This is a genomic window from Saccharicrinis sp. GN24d3, assembly GCF_052400645.1.
GTDB lineage: Bacteria > Bacteroidota > Bacteroidia > Bacteroidales > Marinilabiliaceae > Saccharicrinis.
The window spans coordinates 181,228-197,333 of sequence record NZ_JBQTGI010000007.1 but is presented as its reverse complement, the minus strand read 5'-3'; the positions used below and the strand labels follow the sequence as shown (position 1 = coordinate 197,333).

At 37.8% G+C, this 16,106-nt stretch carries 12 protein-coding genes; 3 read left to right on the top strand and 9 right to left on the bottom strand.

Annotated features, from left to right (window positions below; genetic code table 11):
* Nucleotides 1–15: 15 nt before the first annotated feature.
* The 4 genes from ACT29I_RS10400 to trhA form a co-directional block, all read right to left on the bottom strand.
* Nucleotides 16–3,492 (bottom strand): SusC/RagA family TonB-linked outer membrane protein, encoded by a 3,477-nt coding sequence (locus ACT29I_RS10400; RefSeq protein ID WP_444793379.1) that lies wholly within the window; start codon nucleotides 3,490–3,492, stop codon nucleotides 16–18.
* A gap of 435 nt (nucleotides 3,493–3,927) precedes the next feature.
* The gene (locus ACT29I_RS10395; protein WP_444793378.1) at nucleotides 3,928–5,103 is read right to left on the bottom strand and encodes a FecR family protein; all 1,176 of its coding nucleotides are present in this window, start codon (nucleotides 5,101–5,103) and stop codon (nucleotides 3,928–3,930) included.
* Between the two features lie 249 nt (nucleotides 5,104–5,352).
* Nucleotides 5,353–5,913 carry an RNA polymerase sigma-70 factor gene (locus ACT29I_RS10390; RefSeq protein WP_430932451.1) on the bottom strand — a complete coding sequence of 187 codons (561 nt, stop codon included), beginning with the start codon at nucleotides 5,911–5,913 and terminating at the stop codon, nucleotides 5,353–5,355.
* 177 nt (nucleotides 5,914–6,090) lie between these two features.
* Complete coding sequence (gene trhA, locus ACT29I_RS10385) at nucleotides 6,091–6,747, bottom strand: PAQR family membrane homeostasis protein TrhA (protein ID WP_430932452.1); 657 nt, start codon at nucleotides 6,745–6,747, stop codon at nucleotides 6,091–6,093.
* A 367-nt stretch (nucleotides 6,748–7,114) separates the two neighbouring features.
* On the opposite strand from trhA, the gene ACT29I_RS10380 reads away from it, so the two are divergent.
* Nucleotides 7,115–7,561 (top strand): DUF302 domain-containing protein, encoded by a 447-nt coding sequence (locus tag ACT29I_RS10380; protein ID WP_444793377.1) that lies wholly within the window; start codon nucleotides 7,115–7,117, stop codon nucleotides 7,559–7,561.
* 57 nt (nucleotides 7,562–7,618) lie between these two features.
* Here the strand turns inward: ACT29I_RS10380 and ACT29I_RS10375 are convergent, their stop codons facing one another.
* Together ACT29I_RS10375 and ACT29I_RS10370 are read right to left on the bottom strand one after the other, a co-directional pair.
* Nucleotides 7,619–8,326 carry a response regulator transcription factor gene (locus ACT29I_RS10375; protein ID WP_444793376.1) on the bottom strand — a complete coding sequence of 236 codons (708 nt, stop codon included), beginning with the start codon at nucleotides 8,324–8,326 and terminating at the stop codon, nucleotides 7,619–7,621.
* Between the two features lie 107 nt (nucleotides 8,327–8,433).
* The gene (locus ACT29I_RS10370; RefSeq protein WP_444793375.1) at nucleotides 8,434–9,912 is read right to left on the bottom strand and encodes a sensor histidine kinase; all 1,479 of its coding nucleotides are present in this window, start codon (nucleotides 9,910–9,912) and stop codon (nucleotides 8,434–8,436) included.
* 209 nt (nucleotides 9,913–10,121) lie between these two features.
* On the opposite strand from ACT29I_RS10370, the gene ACT29I_RS10365 reads away from it, so the two are divergent.
* Together ACT29I_RS10365 and ACT29I_RS10360 are read left to right on the top strand one after the other, a co-directional pair.
* Nucleotides 10,122–12,794 (top strand): outer membrane beta-barrel protein, encoded by a 2,673-nt coding sequence (locus tag ACT29I_RS10365; RefSeq protein ID WP_444793374.1) that lies wholly within the window; start codon nucleotides 10,122–10,124, stop codon nucleotides 12,792–12,794.
* Nucleotides 12,795–13,045: 251 nt separating this feature from the next.
* Nucleotides 13,046–13,807 (top strand): sulfite exporter TauE/SafE family protein, encoded by a 762-nt coding sequence (locus ACT29I_RS10360; RefSeq protein ID WP_430932458.1) that lies wholly within the window; start codon nucleotides 13,046–13,048, stop codon nucleotides 13,805–13,807.
* A 96-nt stretch (nucleotides 13,808–13,903) separates the two neighbouring features.
* On the opposite strand, the gene ACT29I_RS10355 is transcribed toward ACT29I_RS10360, so the two are convergent.
* From ACT29I_RS10355 to ACT29I_RS10345, 3 genes are all read right to left on the bottom strand, one after another.
* Nucleotides 13,904–14,779: an aldose 1-epimerase family protein gene (locus tag ACT29I_RS10355; protein WP_444793373.1), complete on the bottom strand. Its 876-nt coding sequence runs from the start codon at nucleotides 14,777–14,779 to the stop codon at nucleotides 13,904–13,906.
* 138 nt (nucleotides 14,780–14,917) lie between these two features.
* Complete coding sequence (locus ACT29I_RS10350) at nucleotides 14,918–15,370, bottom strand: 6-pyruvoyl trahydropterin synthase family protein (RefSeq protein WP_430932460.1); 453 nt, start codon at nucleotides 15,368–15,370, stop codon at nucleotides 14,918–14,920.
* A gap of 336 nt (nucleotides 15,371–15,706) precedes the next feature.
* Entirely contained in the window at nucleotides 15,707–16,030 is a 324-nt protein-coding gene (locus ACT29I_RS10345) for an ArsR/SmtB family transcription factor (protein WP_430932462.1), read from the bottom strand.
* Nucleotides 16,031–16,106: the final 76 nt, after the last annotated feature.

Sequence of the window (16,106 nt, the reverse complement as noted above, 5' to 3'; positions counted from 1 at the left end):
TTTAGCTTTAATTAATTAAAATCCAATATTTAACGAAAGCGTATACTTACGGGTATTAGGATATCCCAATTCACCATTTAAAACAGGATCGATTCCTTTGTATTTTGAGAATGATGCCACATTACGAACGTTGAAATTTATCCGGGCACTCTGCATACCAATTCTGTTTACAAAATCGGTTTTAAACAGATATCCCAGGCTAATCATATTTATTCTAAAGTAATCTCCATCTTCCAACTCGGTATCAAACATATATTCATCAAGAGGATTCGTAAAAATATCAAGACCTGGGTAATTTGTTACATCACCAATTTGTCCCCAGATATCACTTAGGTATTCAGGTTTATTTCGTGGGTTGGTATATACATCGTTCGATCCAAAAGACAGTATTTTATGTCCTCCTTTAAAATCACCGGAAGCTCTTAAAGTAAGTTGCTTATATCTGACAGAGGTTGTAACTCCACCATAATAACTTGGTGTTAAATCTCCTAAATAAGAAGCCTTAGGCAAGTCAACAGGCGAGCCTCCATATTGTCCAACCTCTAAATCAAAAGGCTCTCCATCATCTCCAATGGCATATACATGTCCATCATCGGGATTGATGCTATGAAATTTATAACCATACCAGGCATTAACAGGGTAACCTACCACGTAGGCATGTGCCGAACTAGCCGATATTTTATCTATACTTGGGTAATAAGAATCTGTAATCTCATCATCCAAAATACTTACGTTAGCAGATACCATCCAGTTAAAATTGTTTCTGCTTAAAAGGGTTGCCGTAACATCAAACTCATAACCTTTGTTGGAAATAGAAGCCACATTAGCCATCATGGTTGTACGACCTGATGATGCTGCCAGCTTTTTGTTTTCCAAAATATCTTCGGTTGAGTTATCAAAGTAGTTAAAACCTACTTGCACTTTATTCTTCCAAAGCCCAGCTTCAATTCCAATATTTTTATCCTCTTTAGTTTGCCATTTCAGGTTCATACTAGGATAAGCCAGCGAACTCGGAGTCAACTCATCATCATATCTTTTACCTCCTGAAGAATAGTAAAGAATTGAATATGGTGAAGCACTGTTATCGATGCTTCCTGTATAACCATAACCAACTTTTAATGCCAATAACGATAAAATACTTCCGCTCATAAAGCCTTCATTATGTACGTTCCATCGACCCGAGACGTTCCACAGCGGCGTAAACTGGTTATCGGAACCTATAATGGTTGAACCATCGTAACGGATACTCCCACTTACCACATAGCGGTCGTTATACGAATAAGTACCATTGGCAAAGAACGATGATAACTTGTTTTCGTACTCACCAGTACCCCCCAAAGCAGCCAAACTTAATATATCTGCCTCATAACCATCTAAATCGGGATATTGTCCCAGGCGGTGATCAGCATCATAATTCGGGAAAAAGTTGTAGAAAGTATTTTGTAAGGTTTTTCTTATTTCCTGCCCTCCAAACAAACTTACATAATGCCCTCCATTAAATTCTCTCATATACTGCAAGGTATTACGGAAAGTATACTCGTGCCCTTTACTGCTTGACTCACGTAGATTACCCCCTAACAAATCGTAAGTAAATTCAGTTGATACCGCAGGGTGCCAGCTTTGTTTATAGTCAGTCCACGTTCCAGGAATAACATACCGCGAAGTATTGTTAGAGTTGATATTGTAAGCTCCCTGAAGATTATAAGTTAATCCTGGCAGAAACTCATATTCAAACTTCAAATTCATATCAGAACTCATATAACGAGAATCCTGCGTGTTTTCATTTAAATCCTGTAATATGTTGAACTGTCTGAAATAATCATCACCTGCTGCGGTAGAGATTGTTCCGTTATACGTAATATCATATGCATACGACCCATCCTCGTTATAAGGCTTTTCATAAGGATTGGCATAAATGGCATACTGTAATGGGTTGATAATACTTGCTGTTTCGGTAGTGTTACGTAAATTACTGGTTAAACCAAAAGTGATTCTGATTTTATCGGATGGGTTATGGGTAATTTTCATATTCAACCCTAACTTGTCGTATTGGTTGTTTGGCTCTATACCTTCTTCCGTTAAAAAGTTACCTGACACGTAATACTGCGTTTTTTCATTTCCCCCACTCATGCTCAATGAATGCTGTTGACTAATAGCCGAAGAGAAAATTTCCTTAAACCAATCAGTATTTGTGTTTCGCAATTCATTTAACATCAAGTTAGCTTCTGCCTGACTAATACTCTCACGATCTAAGGCTCTGTAAATATCTGCTGCACGACCACTAGAAGCCCAGGTGCCATAGTCCTCGTTATATCCACGCTCAAAATCAACCTTCTCGGCTGAGTTCATCATATACAGTTCCGGATCTGGCGCTTCGGTAACCGTCATGTTGGAGGTAATATTGAAGAAGGTTTTACCTGAGTGACCCGATTTGGTAGTAATTACAATTACACCATTAGCAGCTTGAGCTCCGTAAATAGCAGCAGCGGCAGCATCTTTCAGTACGGTTATCGACTCAATATCCTCAGGTGCAATATTACCAATACCCGAAGTCAAAGCTTCAGCTCTTAAGGAGTTACCATCACTCACCTCAGGAACACTACCCATCATAGGCATCCCATCTACAATCCACAGGGGGTTGGTATTACCTGTAAAAGAGTTTACACCACGTATTTGAATATCGGCATCTTCACCAGGTCTACCTGAAGCAACAATGTTCATACCTGCAATGCTTCCGTCCAAAGCATCTTCTATAGAGGTAAAACCCACATTACTCATTTTATCAGCGGTAATAGCTACTGCACTACCTGTCATTTTTTCTCTGTCGATAGTTTGATAACCTGTAACCACTACCTCATCTAAATCGGCAATATCGCCTTTTAGCATCAGGTTGATTTCTGTACGTCCAGACACCTCAAACTCACGGCTTACAAATCCAATAAATGAAGCTACCAAAACCATACCTTGTTTTTCCTCTACCTCTATAGCGTATTTACCATCCTTGTCGGTAATTACTCCTTTGGTATCTCCTTTAATATAAATGTTTACAAAGGGTAATGGCTTTCCTTTTTCATCGGTTACTTTTCCTTTGATGGTAATGGTATTAGGTTGTTGAGGAACAGCAGGTACAGGAGCTGCTTTTTTAATAACATACACATCATTTTTTTTCTCGTATGTTAAACCTTTATCGGCAAGTATTTGAGTCAATACTTCATCCAGTTCCCCGTTTAGGTTCACATTTAGGTTGGTGTGCTCCTTTACATGTTCCTGGCTAAATACAAATACGAAGTCTGATTTATCCTGGATTTTCCAAAGAAGTTGTTCCAAACTAATATCGGATTCCGAAATACTTACCGTGTTTCCTTGCGAAACTACAGTAGCATGAATTTGTAAGAAACCGAACAATAACAAGAGTGAGGTAATTTTCATAACTCTAATCCATTTTTTCCCTTTCCGCATAAGCGGAGAGAGTTGATCTCGTGTTTTTTTCATACTTTTACTATTGCTTAGATTAATATTAAGGCCAACTGGTAATTGGTCTTGATTTAGTTTATTTTGGGAGGTGCTGGTAACACCTCCTTTTTCTTTTTTATGTTGAATCAATCCTATATAATTTCCGACGCAAAGCAATTTTGTATATATTCTTACTTTGGTAATGCGTCGGTTATATTTCTGCCTTCTACCTAGGGCTGCGCTGTGCTTCACCCTAGGCTATTACAACACGCTCCGTTGGAGCTCTATGTGCATCTTCGGTTAAATTTTGATCCCAGCATTAATAACTCTTGGTTCTGCACGGATCCTATACCGAATTCTTATCAAATCTCACCTCTCATCTCTTAGTCCACTATTGCCTTCCCGTCAATATATAAATTACTTATTTGTGCCGGGATGTCTCTTCGCTCCAACTGCCAACTGAGAACTGCCTACTTAACTCGGGCTGATAATAATATTATTGCCTTCGATATTAAAGCTTACTTCTTCTGTTGCTTCCAACATTTCAAGTACGTCTTTTATATTTTCTTGTCGGTTCATATATAATGAAAACTCTGTGTTTTTAATATCCATATTGGTATAAAACAGGTTGGCATTATACCATCTTGACAAGTCGTTCATAACCTTATCCAGTTTTGCTTTCCGGAACATAAACATACCATCTTTCCAGGCTGTATAGAGTTTCGAATCTACTTGTTGTATAACTACTTCCTGTGATGTAGCATTAATAATAGCTTGTTGGTCGGGCGTGAGAATGTTTTGAGCGTTTTTCGTATTTAACTGTATGCTACCCTCACATAAAGTGATGCGTGTATCTGCATCCTCGGGATACGAACGTACGTTAAACTCTGTTCCTAATACCTTTACTGTGTTAATTCCCGAACGCACAAAAAACGGTTTATTTTTGTACTTTGCTACCTCAAAATAGGCTTCACCTTCCATGTAAACCGTTCTGTTATCTGCCGTAAAGCTTTCAGGGTAACGAAGTTTAGAATCGGCGTTTAACCATACTTTGGTACCATCGGCTAAGGTTAGGTTGTACTCCCCTCCACGTGGTGTTTGTAAAGTATGGTAGACTAATGGTTGGTTAGCAGTTTTACTATCTGCCGTATATAAAACCTTGCTGGCACTAATATTGATTCCTCCGCCGGAAACATTTATGGTGGTATCCAGTTTGTTAAGTTCAATTTGCTTTCCATCTGCCAGGGTTAAAATGGCTTGATTGGTTCCCGGCTTTATGTTTTCGTATGCTGTTACAGACGGTTGTTCTGATGTGGGCATATTAAAAACTAAAAATAGTCCGACCAGTAAAATGATAGAAGCTGCCACACCGGCATATTGCCAAAATTGAGGAGGAAGAATTCGACGTTGTTTTGGCTCTATCTCTTTTAATACAGACGTCCAGGCCTCCTTAGCATCAAATTGGTTAATCGTATCTCTTCTTTGCTTTTTATACTCCTCGGAATAAAGCTTTTCGTATAGTGCCTTGTTTTCAAGCGAAGCATTAATCCAGTCGTTAAGTTGTTCAACTTCATGCACACTCAAACCTTCAGATATTTCTTTTATCAGAAGTTGAATGATTTGTTTGCTATCTATATTGTAGTTGTCCATTATAGTGCCATTTGTTTATATGTACAAGTTAAAAATAAAAGTGGGTGAGTACAGGTGTAAAAAATGTTTAAATATTTAGCGGATAACTATTAGTTTTCAACTTTTAGCTAATGATATTTGGTAAGTTGTATTCTAATGCGAAGTTTCTATTTCGAATTGTAAATGCTGCCCCGGGATGTTTCCTTATTAAATGTTAAACCAATATTTTAATTTGTCTCTTTACCATTTAACCATGCACATTAACCCAAATCATCCAAACAAATGAAAATACAATATTAATAAAGCAAATACGCGGTCTTTCAACAGCTCCCGTAAACTTTTATAGGCCGATTTCTTTAAGGTTTTAACGGTATTAACAGTTATATCTAGTTCTTCGGCGATTTCATTATTTTTTAAACCTTTTAGGGCTAAACGGATGATATTCTGTGATTGTCCAGGAAGCTTGCTAACCGCCGACTCCAGAATATCGAATACCTCATCTTCGATATAACTATTGAGGATAAATGTTGTATTTTCGGAGTATTTGAACTGATGTTCCTCAACAACCTGATTATGCTTAATTTGGTTAATGCAGTCGTTACGAGCAATGGTATAAAGATAGACCTTGGCCTGTTTGATACTTTTCTGTGTTTCTCGGTTACGCCAGAATTTAATCATAGCATCCTGGGCAATGTCCGCCGCAACATCAGTAGATTTAAGGAAATCGAAGCAAAACTTGCATAACGAAGGATAAAAAGCCTCAAAGAATTGCTGGAAGACATTTATATCTCCCTTCGCTATTTTTTGAATATGTTTATCCCCAATTATCATTATTAGATTGCATGCAGTTTGTGCAATAATAACGATAAATTGAAAAATTCAAGTAGTTTTTTATACCAAATTGTTTTTTAATGGATGTGTTGAGATTAACTTTGAGATTACTAGGTTCATTACATTTTTAATAGTTAGTATAAAAAATACGTCTGAAACAATACGCATATAATTTTTTCAAATCACATAAAAATAAATACAAATAAAATGGCAAGCACTCGCTAATAAAACGAATAGGTGGAATATGGCATGATTATACGCAATTTTTTTGATGGCATATAAAACAGCACCTAAAGTGTAGGCTACGCCTCCGCCTATTAACCACCAAAAACCTTCAACATGCATATTGTTGTATAATGGCTTAATGGCGAATATTACCATCCATCCCATTAACACATACATAATGGTCGATAATAGTCGAAATTTACCGGTAAAGAAAAACTTTAAGGTGATTCCTAAAATGGCCGCAAACCATACTCCTCCAAAAATTAATAATCCTATATTTCCTTTTAAGACTATTAGCGTAAATGGTGTGTAGGTGCCTGCTATTAATAAAAATATGGCACAATGATCTAATATATTTAACCTATACCTGCGTTTAGGTGTGGTTGAGCTATGAAACAATGTAGATGCCGAGTAGAGCGTAATCAAGCTTAAGCCATAGGTTAATACGGAAAACAAATATAAACCGTTATTCAGGGGAGCAATTTTTACAAGCATTAATACAAGTGCAACTATACATCCTACAGTCCCTAAAGCGTGAGAACCGATGTTAATTTTCTCCTCTAATGGTGAATATGTTTTAAGCGGATATTCTTTATTTGAAACTGCCATTTTGTTTTTATTTATAAACCGGAACAAAATTACAAACAATTCGAAATTAATCTTGAAAGCTAAAGAACATAAATTGCTTAAGCTTGTTGTAATCAATATTCAACTCATTAATTATAATATTTTATGAAACCGGCATGGCCGGAGCAAATAATCAGTCCACACAGTGGAATAGCCTGCTCCGAACTTGATTCGGAGATTGAAAATTGTACTGGATATAAAGGTTTTGCTAATTTTTAAGCATATGAAACGACCATTAACTTTATTCATCATAAAGAACACACAGGGTGATGATTAAAAAAGTTAATGCGAGTTCCTGAATGTGCAGAAATTTTTGGCACATTTTATTAACGACAAAAATTTTAAACAGATGAAAACTTCTTTTTTATTCCTTTTTTTAATGATGTTTACGGTATTGGTAAACGCGCAAGAAAAATACTATTTCAGCAAAACAGTAGACTTATCGTTTGAAGAAGCCACAACAAAAACTAAAGCATCGTTAAAAGAACAAGGTTTTGGCATTGTAGCAGAATCGAATATGGATCAGATGTTAAAAGAGAAAATAAATGTCGATTTAAAGCCGTACAGGGTTATGGGAGCCTGTAATCCAAAGATTGCATATAAAGCCCTTCAAACAGAAGAAAATGTGGGGATTTTCTTGCCCTGTAAGGTTATTATCAAATTTGTTTCTGAAAATAAAACAGAAATAGTCATGGTAAACCCGACGGTTGCCATGCAAGCAGTTAACAACGCTGATGCTAAAAAGCTGTTTGAGGAAGTTTCCGTATTGATGAAGAAAGCGTTAGATGGGATTTAAGCCTGCGATGGTAGTGATTAAATAATGTAAAGATTAGCTACTGGCTACAACCTGATCTTACCTCTTCACTAAAAACAAATAGCCTTTACCTCTCAATGTCTGGATTTCGATATTAGAATCCTCCTTAAAATAATTACGCAGTTTTTTAATGTACACATCCAGGTTTCGGGAGTTAAAAAAGGAATCGTCGCCCCATACGTTCATCAGTATTTCTTTGCGTTCGATAATCTGGCTTCCCTTGCCAGCCATCATTTGCAGCAATTCCCCTTCTCGGTTGGATAGCCTGATGGTGCCCGACGGTGCAAGTAATTCATATCGCCGGGGAAAATATTTATAAAGCCCTATGGCAATTTCATCATGTACTTTTGTGGAGGTATTTTCCTGACCTTCTTTGTTCTGCTGGTGAATATTTATTTGGTTGTTGATTCGCACAATAAGCTCTTCAATGCTAAATGGTTTACGTATGTAATCGGTTCCGCCTGCTTCAAATCCTTTTACCAGGTTTTCGGTGTTTATTTTGGCCGTTAAAAATATAATAGGCAGTGTTGGATACTTGACCCTTATTTTTTTACAAAGCTGGTAGCCATCTATATTAGGAAGCATAATGTCGAGCACACAAACATCAGGGATAAAATCGTCGAAGTAAGACATGACAAAGGCTCCATCTGTTTCCCATTGCACCTCAAAACCTTGCAGGCGAAGAGTGTCGTTAACAATCTTGCCTAAATTGGGCTCATCTTCTACGTAAAGTATTTTTGATTTCATCGGACTACTTAATAATAGTCCCAATATATAAATTTTCCACTTAAGGACTACCCAAAAGTTAATTAGGTATTTATTCCGAATAGAATTAGTAGCTAACAGCTAATGAGCTAAACAGGAAACCTCAAGGTAAATTTACAGCCGCCCCCCTTTAAGTTTTCGGCTTTAATAGAGCCGTTGTGTTGTTGCATCACCAAATGCGCAAAGCTCAATCCAAGGCCATATCCTTTTACGTTATGCTGATCGCCTTTGGGCACCCTGAAGAACTTGTCGAATACCTTGTTAAGGTATTCTTTCGGGATGCCAGGCCCATTATCGCTCACTGCAATACATGCACGCCCGTTTTCCTGCCATAGCTCGAGTTGGATGGAAACATTATCGCCACCGTATTTGATGCTGTTGTCCATTAAGTTTTTAATTACTCCCTCCACATATACTTTATCAATTTTTGCAAGCAAAGGATCCTTTGAAAGTACTAATTTTACTTGTATTCCGTGCGATTGATTTATAAGATTCATCGAACGTGCCATGTCTTTTGCAAAGAGGTTTAAATCCAGCATATCCATATTGGTGTTTTGTGGCTGTTTTTCCATTTTGGCATGTTCCAGAACTCTGGTTGTCAGACTGTCTAATCGGTTCATCTCTTTCGATACCATCTCAAGGTATTCTTCGGTGGTTTGCGCATCGGCTTTCAGACCAAAACTTCGGAGTGCTTCCAGCGCAACTTTCGCCGTGGCAACAGGAATCTTAAGCTCATGGGTGATATTGTTGATAAAATCGCTTCTTAGGATGTTTAACCTCATCTGTTTGAGGTAGCCCCTATAGGTAAAAATCAATGCAAAGGCGGTCAGGCTTAGCAGTACAAAAGCAAAAATAATTTGCGGAAGTATAACTTTTAACAGATACCAGATGAAGTCCTCTACAAGCAAGGCCAATTCATGATCTTTGGTATTATAATTATACCTGTCAACATATATAGTTTCAGGATCGGGTTCAATTTCATTTTTTGCATCAAACCACACAGATGTTACTTTTATTCCTTTTTTATCTAAACGTTTTTGATACAGTTCTTTAAAGTAGGCTTTGTTGTATGGTAGGTGATATTTTTGAACTTGAATGGCAGGATAATGATAATATCCTGTCAATCCTCTGCGGTGAACGATGCTCCGCAGTGTATTTAGAGCCAACTGAAAGTTTTCTTCTTTATTTTCACGTGGATATTCCGAACTGTAATGGTTCTGTAGTTTGGTGGGAATTTCCTCATTTGTTTTCAGGAACTCCAAAATATCGTTCACAACCATTTTTTTGTGGGCATCTTCAAGTTCTATGTTTTCGAAACAAATGGTTTCGGGGTGAATGCTATCGGGGTTTTGAATAATGGGCAGAACAATACATTCATATATCTTAATATCCATCATATCGTAATTTGCAGCATAATAAGCATCCCGAATATCCTTCCGCAATTTATCCTTCTCGCCATCGAACTGTGAAACCAACCAATAACCAACAAACAGGGTGAGCAGAAGTTGGCTGCTAATCATTAGAATTATATTGCGTAACCTGTTTTTGAATAACGAATCTCTTGCCATTGGAAATTAAACTGTCAATGAAAAATGTATCTGATTGACATAATGGCAAAAATAGAAGCTTTTATGTTGGCTGGGTTCATTCATTAACCTTAATTAACCTAGATTAGCCTGATGTTAATCTTGCATTTGCAATTCATTTTGTTATTTCGTAGTGCAAATTGTTTCGAACCTATAATTTAAGGTTCGGATCATGTGGATTAAAAATCAGAATGAGCTGGATTAAATTAACGGTTATATTTTTGTTGGCTTCACTAACCATTCTCTCGCAAAACAAAGTGAACGTGAGCGGGAGGGTGATTGACGAAAAACAACAACTAGCCTTACCCGGAGCCACAGTTGTAGCAACAATTCCCGGCGATACCACGTTTAGGGAAGGAACCATCGCAGGTAAGGATGGCACTTTTTCGCTGGATTTAACAGAGCAGATATATTTTATTTCTGTTTCGTTTTTGGGATTTAATAAGTTTACGGACACAGTTACCGTTGCCAACAATAATATGAATCTGGGCGAGATTAAGTTACGTGAGGAAAAATCCATACTCAACGAAGTAAAAGTGGTGAGCACCTTGGCCCCAACTTTTCAAAAAGGGGATACCACATTATTTAATCCTGATGCTTTTAGGGTGAGCCTGGATGCTACTGCTAACGATCTGCTATTAAAAATGCCCGGGTTTTATGCGGAAGAAGGCAAGTTGATGGCCATGGGCGATACCATTAGGGAAGTACTGTTAGATGGTAAAAAGCTTTTTGGGGCAGATGTTACCCAAGCATTGAAAGTCATTCCACCAAAGATTATTAGAAGTATTGAAGTGTACCAATATAAGAGCGAGGGAACCAAACATTCGGGGTTTGAAGAAAGTACTGAAGGAAGAACCGTGAATATTGTTACAAACCTCGATACCGACGCATTTGTGAGAAGTGAGTTATCAGCAGGAATAGGAAAAGAAGACCGTTTTGCCACAGAAGGGTATTATAGCAGGTTTTTGGAGAGTAACCGGTTAAATGTGAATGCTAACCGAAATAATGTGCAAGTGCCGTTGCGGATAAACAGGGGAGGTGCACAAAATTCTATTTCGGGCGATGAGGTGGAAAACAGCAGGGTGGGAGCCAATTTTGGATTAAGCGGCAAAACCGATCTAAACGTGAACTACACGTTAAGTGATACAGAATCGGATAGTCATAGCAGCAGTAACCGTGAGTATGTGGCAGGAGCCTTGTTAGGTCAGACCTTCCTGCAAGACAATAATTCCATAAGCGAGTCGAACGGGCATAATATTGGATTAAGCCTTGGGAATGGCAAGAGTAAGAAAAAGGGTTACAATATTCATTTAAGCTTTGGTAAGAATAAATCGAAAAGAGAAAACGAAACGGAATCAGAAACGCGTTTAAACAAGGAGGTAATTAACGCAAGTACGAACAAAAACTTATCCCATAACGACAGGATAAACGTGAGTGGTGATTTTAATTACATGCACAAACTAAACGATAAAGGCCGGGCCCTTTCGGTTCAGATGGGGTATTCGTATAACGATAGCGAAGGCAATAATAAACAAGTGTCGCAAACACGAAATGGAGATGGGGATGTAAGCCAGAGCATTAACCAGTTTTCGGAAAGTAAGAGCAAAAACACCGACATTACTCTTGCTATATCTTTTAATGAGAAATTGGGTAAAAATGGACTGCTTTCCCTTGGGTATAAATACCGAAATTATAACCAGGAATCCGATAAAAGAACGATGAATTTTGATGAAGCCAGCAATGAATATGCAATATTGGATTCATTAACCTCAAGTAATTTCGATAATTTATCGGATGTACATATTGCCAAGTTGGGTTTTAGACACGATAAAGGAAAGATTAAAACGTATGCGGGCATTGACATAAAAAATACGACTATGGAAAGCATAGAGGTCTTCCCGGATGTACAAAAGTTTAAGGAAGAGTTTATTTCTATTCGGCCCAATGCCAAGTTTTCGTACACCACAAAATCGAAGCGTAACTATACTTTAAACTATGGCTTAAGACAAAGTATTCCATCATTAAATTACCTACAGGAAATCGTAAACAATTCCAACCCTTTATATATTTCAACAGGCAATCCAAACCTTAAGTTATCTTCAACTCATCAGGTAACTTTTTCTATGTCAAAATCAGATATGAAAAAGGCTTCGTTTATCACCCTACAATTAAGGGGAGGAATAACCAATAATATGGTGACGCAAGATAGGGTGGTAGCCCATAATGACACGGTTGTTTTGGGTTCCTATTTTTTACCGGCAGGAGGACAGTTGAGCAGTCCCGTAAATTTGGACGGTCAATATAGCTTGGGAATGAATGGAATCTATAGCTTACCGATTAAAAAACTGAAGTCGAAACTTAATTCAAGGACTGGGATTTCATACAACAGAACACCCAATATTTTAAATGGTGTAAAAAACAATTCCAGTCGAATAAGCTTATCTCAAAGTTTTACGATGGCATCCAATATCCACGAAAAAATTGACTTTACCTTAACGTCACGTACCAATTACTCCTTCGTTGAAAACAACATAAGTACGTCAAGTCAATCGGGTACCTTTTCGCAGCGAACAGGGATAAACCTATACTATAATTTTTACAAGAAGTTTATTTTCAAATCGAATACAAGTCAATCCTTTACAGGAGCTTATGGGAGTTTAAAGAGTAAAAACAGATGGTTTGTTAACCTGGGGTTAAGCAAGAAACTATTTGCAGATAACCAGGGGGAGATCAGTTTTTCGATGTATGATTTGGCCAACGATCAAAGCGATGTAACCCGTGATGTGAGCGACCTTTATATTTCAGAATCCTATAATCCAACTTTAAACAAATTTTACATGTTAAGTTTTTCATACAGTTTGTAATGTTGTAGCAAATGTGTTGGTCTGTTACAAACGGGATTACTCGTTCCCCATCCGGGTTTAATGAACATTCTTCTCACTAAAGGGGGGCTTTTTTATATTCTTTAGGGCTTTGGCTACTTCACATCTTTTTTGTCATATCGTGCTATTTTCGTTTATCAAGAATAATAGGTTACAATAAGAACTCCTTTCCCTCAAACCTTAAAAAATACTAATCCTTAGGTAGTACGGTAAAATAAACCTTCCTTTGTTTTATGATAGAATCTATTATCAACCCTTTACAAACCGATTGGACTATCTGGGGAATAACTGCTTTTTGTGCTCTGGTATCCGGAATGAGCAAAAGCGGGCTAAAAGGTTTTGCCATGATAAACATTCCTATTTTGGCTAATTTATATGGGGGTATGGCCTCGGTGGGGATTCTTCTCCCGTTTCTTATTTTCGGAGATGTATTCGCAGTAATTTACTACAGACGGAGTGCAGAATGGAAATACATCAAAAAACTATTTCCCTGGGCTCTGTGCGGGGTAGTTTTAGCCACGTTCTTTGGCAAGTATATCAACGACGAACAGTTTAGGATTAGTATTGGAATTGCCATTATAATTTGTTTGGCACTAATCGTTTATAAAGATATTTCAGGAGGTAAGGAAATAATTACCGATAAAAAATGGTTTTCATCTTCGCTAGGTCTCTCGGGCGGTTTTGCCACCATGATAGGGAATGCAGCCGGCCCCATTTTTAACCTTTACCTCATGAGTATGCGTATGCCAAAAAACGCTTTTATCGGAACCGGGGCAATATTCTATTTGATACTCAACACCATCAAGCTACCTATTCATTTCTTTTATTGGGATTCCATATCGATGAAAACATTACAGCTTAATTTTGTTTTGTTGCCGATATTGTTGATAGGGGCATTTACCGGAAAACTAATTGTAAAACACATTCCCGAAAAGGCCTACCGTTATTTTGTGATTGGTGTGATTTCTGTTTCTGCCGTGCTGTTGTTTTTTTAATTGAAGGGTATAGCCGTAGAACACAACAGTAATTAAACAGTAGTTAACACGACGTTTCCGTTTTCAACGACAACCTTTATATTTTGGTCTACTGTACTACCTCAACTCCACTACAAACCCAGCCTCAAACATTTCTTTAGCCTTTACCTTGATTACACCTTCCTTTTCTTCAAAATTACCATTGGAATCTTCACTATCTGCTATGCCTAGCCAAGGCTCAATGCAAACAAAAGGAGCTTTGGGTTTGGCCCATATGCCCAGGTAATTAAAATCTGGAAACGACAAGGTCAGTGTGGTGTCGTTATTTTTATTTTTTAAGCTGACCAAACGGGATTTTAGGTTTTTAAATATTAAGGCATCCTTATCGAACAATGTGTCGGTAAGTGGTAAGATGTTCGTATTGTCCAGCACAAGTTCTGCCTCTCCACTGATAAGTCCCTCCTTTGAAACATTCCAGGTATGGTCGGTTTCGGAATGTTCAAACTCCAGGTAATAGTCACTGTACTTTTCACCTTCTTTTAATGGGCAGTTAAAGCCGGGATGTGCACCTAGCGAAAATAACATTTCATTATCCCCCAAATTAACCACCTTGTGATCAACAATTAATTTAGATTCAACGAGTTTAAACGTGATATAAAATTCAAATTCAAACGGAAACATCTTCAGCGAATGCGCATCATAAGTATACTTTAAGGTCAACGAGTCCTTGGAGATGCTTTCCAGTTCCAGGTTTTCGTTGTTTCGGAGAATACCATGCTTCGGGATAGAATATTCTTTACCCTTGTAGTTGTATTTGCCATCTTTTAGGCAACCGATGATAGGAAACAAAACCGGGGCATGACTGCCCCAAATGTCTGGATTTGCATTCCACATAAATTCTTGCCCTGTTTTTAAGGACTTTAGACTGCTTATTTCTGCTCCCTTATGCAGCACAGAAACCGATAAAAAGTTGTTTTGAATAGTATGGATCATATTGCTATTATACTAAAATGGATTAACAACAGTTAGGTTGTTTTCAATAATCGGCCCATTCTGCAAATCTCCGGAATATTATGTATTACCATCACAGGAAAGTGCTGAAGCCATAATCAACAAATCATAAAAAGATATTTACCCGTTATCCTCGGCATACCACTCCGCAAACGAGTTGGCGGTTTCATTGAGTCTTAGGCTATGCAGAACCGCTTCTTGTGGGAGACGCGATTTGATTCGTTCAGCCATCTCAATCAGCATATTTTCGCAGGTGGGTTGATAATCGGTCAATATCACCCGCTCGCCCAATTCGGGTAACGATAACAGTGCCTGGTGTTCTGAATCTTTGTTCAATACCAGTGCGTGGTCTAACCTGTCCACCACTTCTTCGTTAACAATTTGCTTAAGCTGGCCAAAATCCATTACCATCCCGTATTTTGGATCTTTTTTGTCTGCATTGGGCTCTCCTATCACCGTTACCCTTAAAATGTATGAATGCCCATGAAAATGTTTGCACAAGCCATTATAATTCAACAAGGCATGTGCCATCTCAAACCTGAACTCTTTGGTAAGTCGAATCTTCTTCCCCATCTTTAATAACTCTTCTTAGTAAAAAAACTTTTTGGCCAAGCAGAAAAAATATCAACTACCCAGACACAAGTATCATTTAATTTATGCCTTTTCGTTATCAATACCACGGCACTTTATGTATAACGCAGAGGATTATTTTTACTATTGTTACAGCTGTAGCATTCCTTTGTTTAGCGCGTGAGCCTCCCCAACGATGAACTGCTTAGCGCACATAGAATTTTAACTGTGCCAAACCTGCCGGGACAAAAAAACTTACACATTAACAAACCGGCAATAATCCAGCACGAACCAGTAAAGTATCAATTATACTATATTTTATAACGAAAGTACAAGGTATTATAGGTTAACCGTACACTTGCTCACGCAATTAACAATGTTTTGTAAGCTTTCGTGTTTTAAAGAATAATACGTATTCTTACCTTCGCGCTGCGATACTAAAACTCCTTTGTCTTTTAAAATTCCAAGGTGGTGCGAAGTGGTGGATTGTTCAATATCCAGCAACTTATGAATCTCGGTAACCGTCAGTCTGGTTCCTTCTTCTAGATGACTTAAAATAGCGATTCGCATGGGATGGGCTATCGCTTTTAGCATGCTGGCGGCACGTTCCAGTTGAGCCGCATCTAAATCTTGTATCTTCATCTCTTTTACATATTCCTTCATAGCTGGCACATTTATAGTTGTAGACAGCAAACAATTACTAATGCAAATATATAAATATGTTGGCTAACAACCTTAA

Excerpts from the sequence above, each read along its gene's own strand:
- ACT29I_RS10400 (WP_444793379.1), bottom strand. The coding sequence starts at position 3,492 with ATGAAAAAAACACGAGATCAACTCTCTCCGCTTATGCGGAAAGGGAAA.
- ACT29I_RS10395 (WP_444793378.1), bottom strand. The coding sequence starts at position 5,103 with ATGGACAACTACAATATAGATAGCAAACAAATCATTCAACTTCTGATA.
- ACT29I_RS10390 (WP_430932451.1), bottom strand. The coding sequence starts at position 5,913 with ATGATAATTGGGGATAAACATATTCAAAAAATAGCGAAGGGAGATATA.
- trhA (WP_430932452.1), bottom strand. The coding sequence starts at position 6,747 with ATGGCAGTTTCAAATAAAGAATATCCGCTTAAAACATATTCACCATTA.
- ACT29I_RS10380 (WP_444793377.1), top strand. The coding sequence starts at position 7,115 with ATGAAAACTTCTTTTTTATTCCTTTTTTTAATGATGTTTACGGTATTG.
- ACT29I_RS10375 (WP_444793376.1), bottom strand. The coding sequence starts at position 8,326 with ATGAAATCAAAAATACTTTACGTAGAAGATGAGCCCAATTTAGGCAAG.
- ACT29I_RS10370 (WP_444793375.1), bottom strand. The coding sequence starts at position 9,912 with ATGGCAAGAGATTCGTTATTCAAAAACAGGTTACGCAATATAATTCTA.
- ACT29I_RS10365 (WP_444793374.1), top strand. The coding sequence starts at position 10,122 with ATGAGCTGGATTAAATTAACGGTTATATTTTTGTTGGCTTCACTAACC.
- ACT29I_RS10360 (WP_430932458.1), top strand. The coding sequence starts at position 13,046 with ATGATAGAATCTATTATCAACCCTTTACAAACCGATTGGACTATCTGG.
- ACT29I_RS10355 (WP_444793373.1), bottom strand. The coding sequence starts at position 14,779 with ATGATCCATACTATTCAAAACAACTTTTTATCGGTTTCTGTGCTGCAT.
- ACT29I_RS10350 (WP_430932460.1), bottom strand. The coding sequence starts at position 15,370 with ATGGGGAAGAAGATTCGACTTACCAAAGAGTTCAGGTTTGAGATGGCA.
- ACT29I_RS10345 (WP_430932462.1), bottom strand. The coding sequence starts at position 16,030 with ATGAAGGAATATGTAAAAGAGATGAAGATACAAGATTTAGATGCGGCT.